The 12,374-nt window shown below is 73.1% G+C and carries 8 protein-coding genes; 5 read left to right on the top strand and 3 right to left on the bottom strand.

What is annotated here, in order from left to right; translation table 11 throughout:
- Positions 1-71 precede the first annotated feature (71 nt).
- Both ACZ6B1_RS03795 and ACZ6B1_RS03790 read right to left on the bottom strand, forming a co-directional pair.
- Positions 72-1,424, bottom strand: a complete 1,353-nt coding sequence (locus ACZ6B1_RS03795) for a serine hydrolase domain-containing protein (RefSeq protein WP_468774656.1) — start codon at positions 1,422-1,424, stop codon at positions 72-74.
- Positions 1,425-1,523: 99 nt separating this feature from the next.
- The gene (locus ACZ6B1_RS03790) at positions 1,524-2,732 is read right to left on the bottom strand and encodes a cytochrome P450 (RefSeq protein ID WP_468774654.1); all 1,209 of its coding nucleotides are present in this window, start codon (positions 2,730-2,732) and stop codon (positions 1,524-1,526) included.
- 1,385 nt (positions 2,733-4,117) lie between these two features.
- On the opposite strand from ACZ6B1_RS03790, the gene ACZ6B1_RS03785 reads away from it, so the two are divergent.
- Entirely contained in the window at positions 4,118-6,268 is a 2,151-nt protein-coding gene (locus ACZ6B1_RS03785) for a SpoIIE family protein phosphatase (RefSeq protein WP_468776012.1), read from the top strand.
- Positions 6,269-6,438: 170 nt separating this feature from the next.
- Here ACZ6B1_RS03785 and ACZ6B1_RS03780 read toward each other — a convergent pair whose 3' ends face one another.
- Positions 6,439-7,884 carry a S1 family peptidase gene (locus ACZ6B1_RS03780; RefSeq protein ID WP_468776011.1) on the bottom strand — a complete coding sequence of 482 codons (1,446 nt, stop codon included), beginning with the start codon at positions 7,882-7,884 and terminating at the stop codon, positions 6,439-6,441.
- A gap of 198 nt (positions 7,885-8,082) precedes the next feature.
- Here ACZ6B1_RS03780 and ACZ6B1_RS03775 point away from each other — a divergent pair, with 198 nt between their 5' ends.
- The 4 genes from ACZ6B1_RS03775 (at position 8,083) to ACZ6B1_RS03760 (ending at position 12,374) form a co-directional block, all read left to right on the top strand.
- Positions 8,083-8,496 (top strand): PaaI family thioesterase, encoded by a 414-nt coding sequence (locus ACZ6B1_RS03775; protein WP_468774652.1) that lies wholly within the window; start codon positions 8,083-8,085, stop codon positions 8,494-8,496.
- A 498-nt stretch (positions 8,497-8,994) separates the two neighbouring features.
- Entirely contained in the window at positions 8,995-9,210 is a 216-nt protein-coding gene (locus ACZ6B1_RS03770) for a type A2 lantipeptide (protein WP_468774651.1), read from the top strand.
- 138 nt (positions 9,211-9,348) lie between these two features.
- The gene (locus ACZ6B1_RS03765; protein WP_468774649.1) at positions 9,349-10,155 is read left to right on the top strand and encodes a hypothetical protein; all 807 of its coding nucleotides are present in this window, start codon (positions 9,349-9,351) and stop codon (positions 10,153-10,155) included.
- Positions 10,152-12,374 (top strand): NHLP family bacteriocin export ABC transporter peptidase/permease/ATPase subunit, encoded by a 2,223-nt coding sequence (locus ACZ6B1_RS03760; RefSeq protein WP_468774647.1) that lies wholly within the window; start codon positions 10,152-10,154, stop codon positions 12,372-12,374. The genes ACZ6B1_RS03765 and ACZ6B1_RS03760 overlap by 4 nt, the downstream gene beginning before the upstream one ends.

The raw sequence follows: 12,374 nt of genomic DNA, 5'->3' as shown, positions 1-12,374 counted from the left end.
GACCGGCACCGGACCGTGACATCACGGCCGGACCCGCCGCGCCGGAACCGGGTGCCGGTGGCGACCGTGGCTCAGCCGTCGTCCGTACGGCGTGCCGTGCGTCCGGATATCTGGACCCGGTCGATCAGGCCGGTGGCCGGATCCCGGTGGAACCGGCCACCGGGTTCGAGGCGCCCGGTGGCCGGATCGCGCAGATCGCAGGACAGGTCGGCGTAGCAGACCAGCGGCAGGGGCAGATCGCCGTCCACCGACAGGGCCGGTGTGCCGTCCGGTCCGGGCTCTATCCGATAGGTCGTGGTGCCGTTGCGGTAGGTGCCCGCGCAGCCGGGCAGGCCGACGGCCCCGCCCCGGTCCACGACGTCCGTTCCGGCGGGCACCCGGATGCCGGCGAGCCGGCCCAGTTCCTCGGCGAGGTCGCGCCAGAGCGCGGTGGCGCCCCCGGCGTTGCCCGTGAAGGCGACCACCACGCCGCTCTCCGGGTCGGCCCGCAGATGGCAGGACGTTCCCTGGGCGTTTCCGTCGTGGCCGCACCAGACACGGCCGTCCCTCTGGTACAGGGCGAGCCCGGTGCCCCAGCCGTCGGCGAGCGTGCCCGGACGGGCGGCGGTCTCGGGCCGGCGCATCTCCTTGACGACGGCGGGCGGCAGCACGTCCGAGCGGCCGGTCAGCGCGTTGCCGAACACGACCAGGTCCCGGGCGCTCGCGAGCAGCGCGCCGGCCGGCGCCTCCAGCGGTGCCAGGGTCTGACGGGCCGGGACGGCCTGCCCGGTGGCGGTGTTGACGGCGTGTCCCGCGGCCACCGGACGGACGGGTGCGGCGTCGCCGACGAACGCGGGCAGGACATCGAGGGCTTCGAGGAGCAGCGCCCCCACGGCCTCGGGCCACGGCATGCCGGTCACCGTCTCCACCAGCCGTCCGGCGGCGACGTATCCGGCGTTGGAGTAGGAGAAGTCGGTCCCCGGCGCGAACAGCAGATCGCTCTCGGTGCAGACGCCCGTGAGGTAGCGCGCGGTGGTGGTCGCGGCGGCGGTGTCGGAGTCGGGTCCGGTGGGCAGCCCGGCGGTGTGGCTGAGCAGTTGACGGGCCGTCACCTCGGGTGTGCCGCGCAGCTCCGGGAGGTGCCTGGCCGCGGGCTCGTCCAGGTCGAGGTCGCCGTCGTCGGCGAGGAGCATGACGAGCGCGGCGGTGTAGGGCTTGGTGAGCGATCCCAGCGGGACCGCGGTGTCCGCGGTGAAGGGACTGCCGGTCGTGACGTCGGCGGTTCCGGTGTGCACGGTGACGACGTCGCCGCCCGTGTCCAGGGCGAGCTGGGCGCCGGGCACCTGGTGGATCCGGGCCAGGGCATCGAGGCGGGCCTGTAATTCCTGGCGCAACAGGGACGGCGTCAGGGCAGCGGCCGGAGCCGCGGGGGTGATGTACGGCATGAGAAGGGGACTCCCGTTGGATGGGTCTCATGTGCGGGTGTGCCGGTCCGGCCCGAACGAGCGGTGTGGGGGCCGGCCGGGGCGCTGTCGAGCGCCGGGCTACGGTCTGCCGACCTCGACGGGCAGATGCCGTACGCCGACGATGACGGCCGGGTTCTGGTGGGCGATGTCCTGGTAGGACGGGATCACCAGGGTGCGGAATCGTTCATGCAACTTGTGGAGAGCGATCCGCGCCTCGAGCCTGGCCAGCGGCGCGCCGAAACAGAAGTGGATGCCGTGCCCGAAGGTCAGATGGGGATTCGGGCTCCGGGTCACGTCGAAGACGTCGGGTGCGGCGAAGCGGGCGGGGTCCCGGTTGGCGGCGCCCAGATGCGCCATCAGCAGCGTCCCGGCCGGGATCTCGTGACCGCCGAGGACCACCGGCCGGGTGACCCGGCGGCCCAGCTCCGGGAACGGCGGCAGCCAGCGCAGCACCTCCTCGACGGCGGCCGGGACGCCGGTCGGGTCGGCGCGCAGTGCGGCGTCCGTACCGGGGTGCCTGTCGAAAGTGACGACCGCGTTGCCCAGCAGCGCGGTCGTGGTGATGTGGCCGGCCACCAGCAGAAGGGCCACGAAGCCGACCATCTCCTGGTCGGCGAGACGGACGCCGTCCACCTCGGCGGCGATGAGTCTGCTGGTGAGGTCGTCACCGGGGTCGGCGCGGCGGGCACGGATGTGCTCCAGCATGTAGCCGTTCATCTCGCGCACGGTGGGGGCGATGGCTTCCAGCGCCCGCTCGAGGTCGGCCATGTCGGGCGCCTCGCCGAGCTGGTCACCGCCGAACAGGACGCTCGCCCACTCCTGGAAGAGGCGGTGTTCCCCGGCCGGGATGCCGAGCAGTTCGGCGATCACGATGATGGGCAGCGGATAGGCCAGCGCGTCGACCAGATCGAACCGGTCGCGGTCGGCGACGGCGTCCAGCAGCCGGTCGCAGACGGCCTCGATGCGAGGGCCGAGTCCCTGCACGACCCGCGGGGTGAACGCCTGGCTCACCAGCGTGCGGAGCTTGCGGTGCTCCGGGGGGTCCATGCCGACGAAGTTGCCCCGGGTGAAGGTCTCGAAGTCGGACTGGGTGGGGGCCAGGGAGGAGAGGTCGGAGGAGTACGTCGCCGGATCGGCGAGCACGGTGGCCACGGTCTCGTGGTCCAGCACCTGCCAGACCCGCTGCGTCTCGTCGAACCGCACGGGCCCGGCCTCGCGTAAGCCGCGCCAGCGGTCGGGTAACTCCTCCAGGAGAAGTCGTTCCCCCGTCACTTGCCTGCTGATCAACTTGTCTCCTTGCTTGCGGGTGGGGGGTGCGGGCATGGAGGAGTCATGCGCGCAGGGGCGTGATGCGTCTGGCGGCCGGGCCGCCGGCTGTCGGGGACACGGCTGCGCCACCGTCGTGCGGGCGTGGGACGAGAGGGGCACCTGGCCGCGCGGCCCTCTTCGTACGCGGCGGGGCGGTCAGCCGACGCCGGTCCGCTGCGGTGGGCTCACGGCCCTCAGCACACGCCGTGCGGGACACGGCGGCCGCACCGCCAGGCCGCGGCTCCGGCTCCGGCTCCGGCTCCGGCTCCGCAGCGAGCCACGCCGTGTGGCGCGCCAATCCGACATCACCCATCCCCCTCGGCGATTCTCCCGCGCAACGATCGCGCGGAACCCTCCCGTCTCCTGAACGGTCGGGGCTCCCGGCCCCGGCCGTCCGAAACGAGGTGTGAACATACGCACTTGCGGCTCATGCCGCCCGACGATTGGCATGACGCGCGCCGCACGACACCTTCGTTTCCATGAAACTCGGCCACAGTCTTCACGGCGAGTCACGAGCAAGCAACCCCCTGAAGTTGAACGGAGCGTACTCTGCCGGTGCTTTTGCGTCACTGCTCGGCCACTTCACTGCGCCCCCGCGCTCGAGGGCCGGGCGAACGCCGCACCGCGTGTGCCCAGGGGCCGCACCCGTAAACCGCACGCGTCGAAAAAGGATGCCGCCGGTGTGCCGGCGGGCACGCCGACCGCCTGTCGGCGACGCCCGGGCCGACTCTCGCCCGGCCGTCCGGCGGATCGATCGACACCCCTCTGAGCTGGGATGATGATACGACCAACGACCGACTCGGGCCCCGTCGACGGACGGTACCGCGACACGCCGTGCCGGCCGCCGCCCGCGGCGGCACGCCTCTGGTTTCCGCCGCCCCACCGTCACCCGTTCGACCACTCAGGAAACGGAACGGCGTGCCCCGCGCCGAGATTCGGCCATCCTGGCGCGACGGGGGCGCACTTGCGGCATTGGTACACCGGACCGTGCTTCTCCCGCCCAGCCGTGCGCCCCGGCCGATGACCGCGACACGCCGCGACACGCCGCAGCGGAGCCCCCTGGGACACGACACCCCGGCGGAACGCACCGCCGAGCCCGCGGCTGGTGCACGGGGTGATACCCGCGCGCCGCCGCCGCACGGCCACTGAGGCCGCCGAGACGCCCGGCGCGCCGCCCTCGGCCCCGCGCCCGCCGTCACGGCTCACGCCCCGCCCGCACCGGCGCATGGAGGCGGCCGGAAGGGGTATGCGGAGACATCCGCCGCGCGGGGGCGGGTGCGGAGTCTCCTGAGCGCTCGCCGTGCGCCGGGCGCCCCCACGGGGCAGCCTTGATCCCGGGAGGCGTGGCGCGGCCGTACGAGGAGGTGGTCGGCGTGCCCGACGGGCCAGGAGCCGAGCGGACACCGGAGGTGGCCGGCGCACCGGCCGGCCGGCCGCTGCTGTCGCTCGCGCTGGCCGCGATGCTGGAGGACCTGGGCGCGCACTCCGGCGCGGTCTACCTGCTGCGTCACTCCGAGCCGGTCCTGGAGATGGCGGTCATGGCGGGCATGCCCCGCGCGTTCGCGGCGCCATGGGAGCGGGTCGGGCTGCACGCGCCGATCCCGGTGGCGGACGCGGTGCGCGAGCGCCGGCTGGTGTGGGTGAGCGGCGAGGAGGAGATGGCGCGCCGCTATCCGCGTATCTCGGTGGTGCTGCCGTACCCGTTCGCGCTGGCCGCGGCGCCGGTGGCGACGGCCGACACCGTGTTCGGCGCCGTGTTCGCGACCTGGCCCGGGGTGCATCCGCCGGAGCTGTCCGACGCGGAGCGGGAACATCTGACCGGAGGCTGCGAACGGCTGGCGCGGCGGCTGGCCCGGGCCGCCGAGACGAACAAGACGCTGCTCCCCGAGGCCGATCTGCTGGCGGCGCCGGTGTCGGGGGTGGCGGGCACGCTGGGCTCGGTCGAGGCGGCACGAATGGTGGCCCGGCTGCCGTACGGGCTGGTGTCGCTGGACCTGCACGGCCGGGTCGGCTTCGTCAACGCGGCGGCCGCCGAACTGCTCGGCAGGCCCGCGAACGAACTGCTGGGGACCCTGCCGTGGGTGTCGGTGCCATGGCTGAACGACCCGGTGTACGAGGACCGCTACCGGGCCGCGCTGATCAGCCAGCAGATGGCGTCGTTCGTGGCGCTGCGCCCGCCCGGCGAGTGGCTGTCCTTCCGCCTGTACCCGAGCACGACCGGGCTGAGCGTGCGGATCACCCGGGCCCGGGCGGTCGCGGAGATCACCCGGGGCGTGCCGCAGCCGGGGCCCGGACCGTCCCGGCTGGTGACGATCTCCCAGGTGCTCAGCCTGGCGGGGGCGCTGACCGAGGCGGTCGGGGTGCACGACGTGGTGCAGATGGTCGCCGACGAGGTGGCCCCGGCGGTCGGCAGCCAGGCGCTGGTCATCCTCGGTTCCCAGGGCGGGCGGATGCACGTGCTGGGGCACCGCGGGTACCCGGACCCGCATGTCGTGGAGAGGTTCGACGGGCTGCCCCTGAGCGAACGCACCCCGGGCACCCATGTACTGAGCAGCGGCGTACCGGCGTTCTTCGAGACCCAGGAGCAGTTGGAGCGGCTGTATCCCAGCCGGCAGCAGACCCCGGACGGCTACGCGGCCTGGGCGTTCCTGCCGCTCATCGCGTCCGGGCGGCCGGTGGGCACCTGCGTGCTGGCGTACGCCGAGCCGCGTGTCTTCCCCGCCGACGAGCGCGCGGTGCTGACCAGCCTCGGCGGGCTCATCGCGCAGGCGCTGGAGCGCGCCCTGCTGTACGACGCCAAGCACCGGCTTGCGCAGGGCCTCCAGGAGTCCCTGCTGCCGCACTCGCTGGCGCGGCTTCCCGGTATCGAGGCGGCCGCCCGGTATCTGCCGGCCACTCAGGGCATGGAGATCGGCGGCGACTTCTACGACCTGGTGCCGACCGGGCCGCAGGCGGCGGCGGTGATCGGGGACGTGCAGGGCCACAATGTGACCGCGGCCGCGCTGATGGGGCAGATCCGCACCGGGGTCCGCGCCTACACCACCGTGGGGCAGCCGCCCGAGGAGGTGATGAGCAGCACCAACCGGCTGCTCATCGACCTCGGCGCCGAACTGTTCGCGAGCTGCCTCTACCTGCGCCTGGACCCGGCCCGGGGCCGGGCCGTGATGGCCCGTGCCGGGCATCCGCCGCCCCTGCTCAGACGCCCGGACGGCCGGGTAAGGGTGCTGGACCTGGCGGGCGGCCCGCTGCTGGGCATCGACGCCTCGGCCACGTATCCGACGACCGAGGTGTCCCTGACGCCCGGTTCGGTCCTCGCTCTGTACACGGACGGTCTGGTGGAGTCGCCCGGCATGGACATCGAGGACTCCCTGGTCGACCTGGGCGCGCTGCTCGGCGAGGTGGGCGGCCGGCCCCTGGAGGAGCTGGCCGACGAACTGGTGCGGCACAGCGCGGCCGCGCAGGAGCGGGTGGACGACGTGGCGGTGCTGCTGCTCAGGGCCCTCGACGGCGGCTGAGCCGCGGGGGCCGTGCCGGCGGCCGTGCCTGTGGTGCTGTGACGGCCGCGGTCCGGCCCTCCCGCCGGAGGACCGGACCGTCCCCGGCCGGCCGGAACCGCTGTGGGCCGGTCGGGGAGTCGTGGTGCGGCTCGGTGATCCCGGTACGGCTCGGTGGGACCCGGTGAGGGTCAGTGGGACCCGTTGGCGGAGGACGACCCGTCGCCCGCGCCCGCCTGGTCACCGGCGCCGGTGCCCTCGCCCGTGCCGCTCTGGTCGCCGCCCGCCGGGGCCGACGGGTCGGCGCCGCCGCCGATCTGGTCGCCGCCGGCCTGGTCACCGGCGCCCGAGCCGTCACCGGTACCCGCCGGGTCGCCCGCGCCGGCCTGGTCGCCCGCGCCGGCCTGGTCGCCCGCGCCGGCCTGGTCGCCCGCGCCGGCCTGGTCGCCGGCGCCGGCGCCCGCCTGGTCGCCCGCGCCCGCCTGATCGCCCGCGCCGTTCCCGCCGTCGCCGAGGGTGGCACCGGTGGCCTGCAGGGCCGCGGTGACCGGCTGGAAGAAGGTCTCGCCGCCGCTGGTGCAGTCGCCGCTGCCGCCGGAGGTGAGGCCGACCGCGCCGCCGTCCTGGGTGAACAGGGAGCCGCCGCTGTCGCCCGCCTCGGCGCAGACGTTGGTCTGGATGAGGCCCGTGACGGTGTCGACGCCGTTGGGGTCGGTCTCGCTCTGGAAGTTGACGGTGGCGTCGAGACCGGTCACCTGGCCGTTGTGCAGCCCGGTGGTGGAGCCCATCCGGAACACGGTCTGGCCGACCGTCGCGTCCACCGCCTGGTTGATCTGCACGGTCTGGCCGTCGCCCGTGTTGACCTCGCTGGGCGCCTGGGTGTTCGCGTCGTCGTACTTGACGAGCGAGAAGTCGCCCTCGCCGGGGAACGTGGCCTGGTCCACGGTGGCGATGGGCTGCCCGTTCTGGGAGTCGGACCACTGCTTGGCCGCCACCCCGCAGTGACCGGCCGTCAGGAAGGCGGGACTGCCGTCGGAGGCGGTGACGTTGAACCCGAGGGAGCAGCGCACGTTGCCGCCCTGCACCTGGGAGAAGATGGCGTCACCGCCCGAGACGAAGGTCTTGAAGGCACCGGCGGACTTCTTGAGGGTGGCCATGCCGGAGCCGAGGCCGCGCACGGTCGACTGGACCCGGTCCCACTTGGCGCCGGTGACGGTGGAGTCTGCGGTGACCACGACCTTGTTGGTGCGCGGGTCGACGGCCCAGGCGGTGCCCGGGACGGTGGCCCTGCTCTTCAGGGTCCGTGCGGCGGACTCCAGTTCGGCGGTGCTGTTGTCGACCTGGCGCACGGCCGCGCCGGCCTTCTCCGCCTGGACGATCACGTTCTTGTCGCCGCTGACCACGTTGACGACGAGCTGCTGCTTGGAGCTGTCGTAGTAGGACCCGGCGAGGGCGTCGCCGAGCGCCTTCTGCAGTTGTGCGGCGAGATCCGAGGCGTCCGCGGCCTTCAGGGTCCTGGCGGCGCCGGCGGCGCCCGAGGCCTTGTCCTGGGAAGCGTTGGCGTGGGGGAGCAGGAGGGCCGCCGCGCCGAGCGCCGCGACACCGCCCACCGCTATCGCGGCCTTGCGCTTGGGCATTCGCTTGTGACTCAAACTTCTCGACCTCCTGGGGACGGGGGTTCTGCCGCTGTCGGGCAGTCGTTCGGGGCGCCTGGATGGCTACAGGTACGGCCGGGTCACGCGGTGCGTTCAATTCCGTTTGCCGGTACACGTGTTACGACGGCGAATCGGCCACGTCGCGCGTGTCGTGGCGCCGGGCCGGGAACAATCGCCCACATGACGATGACCAGCGCCGAAGCCGACAAGATCCTCTCCACCTGCTTCGCCCCCTGGGTCCTCGAACTGGGTCTGGTGGTGGAGTCCCTGGGCGAGGACCGGGCGGTGCTGCGGCTGCCCTGGTCGGAGCGGCTGGCCCGGGAGGGCGGCGGGCTGTCGGGGCAGGCGCTGATGGCGGCGGCCGACACCGCCACGGTGATCGCGGTCTCGGCCGCGCGGGGCGGTTTCGTGCCGATGACGACCGTGCAGCAGTCCACGTCCTTCCAGCGCGCGGTGACCGGTGCGGACGTCCGGATCGAAGCGGTGCTCACCAAGCTGGGCCGGCGGACGGCGTTCGCCGACATCACCCTGTGCGACGCGGGTTCGGGCGCGCTCGCGGCGCGCGCCAGCACGGTCTACGCGCTTCTGGGCTGACGGTCCGGGCGCTCCCGGGCCGGCGGTCCGCGGCCCGGACCCGACACACTCGGCTACCGGACGGTAACGGTCAGTTCCGCTCACGTACCGGAATCCCTGCTTCAGGGAATCTGCACATCGAATGCCCAAGCGCGTCACGGCCGCCCCCGTATCTGCACATCCGCGCGCCCCCCGCGTACGCGTTTGACGCTAAGTGCCGGATTCGCCGCCCGGTGGGCAGGGACACGGCTGCGCCGATGCCGTGCGGCATGTGAAGGAGTAGCCGACACGGCGTGCGCAAACCTGCACCGTTGAGGCACTTGGCGCGCCAAGTGCCCAGGTGAGAGGCCTGTTTGATTGGAAGCCAGCGCTGCGGGCGTGCTTTGATCCATCACACCGAGGGCATTCCCCCGGCTTCCGGAGACGGAGGCTCGGTGCCCGCGGTCGCGGCCGTCCGTCTGTCCCCAGAGGGGGCCGCTTCCCCCCCTTATGAATATCCATACGAAGGGAAGTTCCACCATGAACTCCACCCCCCAGGTTGAGACCGTCGAGATCTCGGACGCCGAGCTGGACAACGTCTCCGGCGGTCTGTCCCTGAACGCCCTCAACACCGTGACCGGTGCCGTGAACGGCGTTGCCCCGGTCGCCGGCGTGGTGGACACGGCCGTCGGCACCGTCGAGGGTGTCACCGGCCTGAACACCGCCCCGATCACCGGCCTCGTCGCCGGTCTCTGATCGCACCTCGGTGTAACCGAAGTCCCGGAGCCGCCCCCCGGCTCCGGGACTCTCGGGTGCCCGCACCGGACCGACGGTCCCGCCGCGGCACCCGCGGTCTTGTCGTGACGATGTCTCTCCTCGGGTGAGGGAAGTTCCGTGCAGTTCCGCCAACAGGCCCTCGCCAAGCTCCAGTCGCCGGAGGAGCTGGACCTTCCGGTGCGGCTGGCCCGCCCCCAGGGCTGGCTCGCGCTCGGCGTCACCGTCGTCGTCATGGCGGCGGCCTCCGTATGGGCGGTGACCGGTTCGGTCGCCTCCACCGTCGCCGCGCAGGCCGTCCTGACCCACGGTCAGGGCAGTTACCTGCTGCAGAGCCCCGTCGCCGGCCAGGTCACGGCCGTGCTCGCCGAGCAGGGCGAGCGGCTGCCGGCCGGCGCGCCCGTCCTCAAGGTCCGTACGGGCCAGGGCGACACGGTGGTGCGCACCGTCGCCGCGGGCCGGATCACCGCGCTCGCCGCCACCATCGGGCAGATCGTCCAGACCGGCGCCAACGTGGCCTCCGTGGAGAAGATCGCCCACGCCTCGGACCCTCTGTACGCGACCGTGTACGTCCCCGCCGAGAACGCGGCCGCCATCCCGGCGCACGCCCCGGTCGACCTGACCGTCTCCTCCGTACCGACACAGCGCTACGGCGTGCTGCGCGGGCATGTGAAGTCGGTGGACCGCGCCGCGCAGTCCCCGCAGTCGATCGCCGCGTTCCTCGGTGACAGCCAGCTCGGTGAGCAGTTCACCCGAAAGGGCCGCCCGGTGGCGGTGCTGGTCGCGCTGGACAGGTCGGCCTCGACGAAGAGCGGTTACCGCTGGTCGTCCGCCGAGGGACCGCCGTACCGGCTCGACTCCATGACCCTCGCCTCCGGTTCGGTCAAGCTGGCCGACCAGCGTCCCGTCGATTGGCTGCTCCCGTGACCACGCAGACGGAAACCCGCGGCCGCAGACGGGCCGCCCCGGCCCGCAGGCCGGTCCCCAAGTCCCGCGGCGGCACGGTCCGTACGCCCACCGTGCTCCAGATGGAGGCCGTCGAGTGCGGCGCCGCCTCCCTCGCCATGGTGCTCGGCCACTACGGCCGGCACGTCCCGCTGGAGGAGCTGCGCATCGCCTGCGGTGTCTCCCGCGACGGCTCACGCGCCAGCAACCTGCTGAAGGCCGCCCGCGGTTACGGGCTGACCGCCAAGGGCATGCAGATGGACCTGGCCGCGCTCGCCGAGGTGAAGGCGCCGGCCGTCCTGTTCTGGGAGTTCAACCACTACGTCGTCTACGACGGCATGGGCCGCCGTTTCGGCCGCCGCGGGGTGTTCGTCAACGACCCCGCGAAGGGCCGCAGGTTCGTGCCGATGGAGGAGTTCGACGGCAGCTTCACCGGTGTCGTGCTGGTGATGGAACCGGGCGAGGACTTCACCAGGGGCGGCCGCCGGCCGGGCGTGCTCGGCGCGATGCCGGCCCGGCTGCGCGGCACCGCGGGCACCCTGCCGGCCGCCGTGCTCGCCAGCCTGCTGCTGGTGGCGGTGGGCGCGGCCGTGCCCGCGCTCAGCCGCACCTACATCGACATGTTCCTCATCGGCGGACAGACCTCTCTGCTCGGTGTGCTGTTCGCCTCGATGGCCACCTGCGTCGCGCTCACCCTGGTGCTGACCTGGCTCCAGCAGGCCAATCTGCTGCACGGCCGGATCATCTCCTCCACCCTCTCCAGCGCCCGTTTCCTGCGCCATCTGCTGCGCCTGCCGGTCACCTTCTTCTCCCAGCGCTCCCCGGCCGACCTGGTGCAGCGGCTGCAGTCCAACGACCAGGTGGCCGAGACCCTGGCCCGCGACCTCGCGGCGGCGGGCGTGGACGCCATCGTGGTCGTGCTGTACGCCGTGCTGCTGTACACCTACGACCCGCAACTGACGTTCGTCGGCATCGGCGTGGCCCTGCTGAACGTGGTGGCCATGCGGATGGTGGTGCGGCTGCGGGCGACCCGGACGGCGAAGCTGCGCGCGGACACCGCACGGCTCACCAACACCTCGTACTCCGGGCTGCAGCTCATCGAGACGATGAAGGCGACCGGCGGCGAGGACGGCTACTTCCGCAAGTGGGCCGGGCAGCACGCCACCACGCTGGAGGAGCAGCAGCGGCTCGGCGTGCCGAGCGCCTGGCTGGGTGTGGTCGCGCCGACGCTCGCCACGCTCAACAGCGCGCTGATCCTCTGGATCGGCGGGATGCGGGCCGTCGAGGGGCACATCTCGGTCGGTCTGCTGGTCGCCTTCCAGGCGCTGGTCACCCGCTTCACCGCGCCGCTGACCCGGCTCAACGGCGTGGCGGGCCGGATCCAGGACTTCGCCGCCGACGTGGCCCGGCTGAAGGACGTGGAGAACTTCCAGGCCGATCCGCTCTACGCGCGGCCCGGCTCGGGCGACTCCACCCGCCGGCTGCACGGGCACATCGAGCTGGAGAACGTCACCTTCGGCTACAGCCCGCTGGACCAGCCGCTGCTGACCGGATTCGATCTGACCGTGGGCCCCGGCCGGCAGGTGGCGCTGGTCGGCGGCTCGGGCAGCGGCAAGTCGACGGTTTCGCGGCTGATCTCGGGCCTGTACACGCCGTGGGACGGGGTGATCCGCATCGACGGCCGCCGGCTGGAGGACATCCCGCGCGGCGCGCTCGCCGCCTCGGTGTCCTTCGTCGACCAGGACGTGTTCCTGTTCGAGGGCTCGATCCGCGACAACGTCGCCCTGTGGGACCCGTCGATCCCCGACGAGGCGGTGATCGAGGCGCTGAAGGACGCGGCCCTCCACGACGTGGTGACGCGCCGGCCGGGCGGGATCCACAGCATGGTCGAGCAGGACGGCCGGAACTTCTCCGGCGGCCAGCGCCAGCGCCTGGAGATCGCCCGGGCGCTGGTGCGCCGCCCGAGCATCCTGGTGCTGGACGAGGTGACCAGCGCACTGGACGCGGAGACCGAGCTGGGCGTGATGGACAACCTGCGCCGGCGCGGCTGTGCCTGCGTGGTGATCGCCCACCGGCTGAGCACGGTCCGCGACAGCGACGAGATCGTGGTGCTGGAGCACGGCACGGTCGTGGAACGCGGGCGGCACGAGGAGCTGGTGGCGCGCGGTGGCGCGTACGCCGCGCTGGTCAGGGAGCGGTGA

This window comes from Streptomyces sp. NPDC041129 (assembly GCF_055592265.1).
This window is presented reverse-complemented; position numbering and strand designations above follow the sequence as displayed.

Excerpts from the sequence above, each read along its gene's own strand:
- ACZ6B1_RS03795 (WP_468774656.1), bottom strand. The coding sequence starts at position 1,424 with ATGCCGTACATCACCCCCGCGGCTCCGGCCGCTGCCCTGACGCCGTCC.
- ACZ6B1_RS03780 (WP_468776011.1), bottom strand. The coding sequence starts at position 7,884 with ATGCCCAAGCGCAAGGCCGCGATAGCGGTGGGCGGTGTCGCGGCGCTC.
- ACZ6B1_RS03775 (WP_468774652.1), top strand. The coding sequence starts at position 8,083 with ATGACGATGACCAGCGCCGAAGCCGACAAGATCCTCTCCACCTGCTTC.
- ACZ6B1_RS03770 (WP_468774651.1), top strand. The coding sequence starts at position 8,995 with ATGAACTCCACCCCCCAGGTTGAGACCGTCGAGATCTCGGACGCCGAG.